Annotated in this window: 1 protein-coding gene; it reads right to left on the minus strand. The window is 63.0% G+C overall.

Annotation, left to right across the window (positions count from 1 at the left end):
- Positions 1 to 6: 6 nt before the first annotated feature.
- On the minus strand, positions 7 to 282 hold the full coding sequence (locus KVS69_RS18910) for an EF-hand domain-containing protein (RefSeq protein ID WP_217539508.1): 276 nt from the start codon (positions 280 to 282) through the stop codon (positions 7 to 9).
- Positions 283 to 403: the final 121 nt, after the last annotated feature.

Raw genomic sequence — 403 nt, forward strand, 5'->3', positions numbered from 1 at the left:
GAACACTTACATACCCTTGCCGGCAGCGAATTCCTGCGGGCTCAGCTTGCCGTCTTTGTTGCTATCGAGCATGCCAAAGTGCGGCGCCAGCTTGTGCTTGGCCAGTTCTTCCTTGGACAGCGTGCCGTCCTTGTTGGCATCGAGCTTGGTGAAATCGGCATCGGCCGCCGCCGGCTTGTGCTGACCGTGGTCGGTGGTGGGCGTGGTGGTCTGGCCGCCGGCGAAGGCCGCGCCCGCCATCAGGAACAAGGCCATCATCGAGAGGGAGGCATAACGCTTCATTGCAGTACTCCTTGTGGGATATGAGCCATCAGTGACAGGAATGCCCGCGCGCAGGCCCAGCGGCGCGGCCTGGGTGGGGGGTGGCAACAACGGTGGAACCGGACAAACGCAGGGCATTGGC

The organism is Stenotrophomonas sp. GbtcB23 (assembly GCF_019091045.1).
Lineage (GTDB): Bacteria > Pseudomonadota > Gammaproteobacteria > Xanthomonadales > Xanthomonadaceae > Stenotrophomonas > Stenotrophomonas rhizophila_A.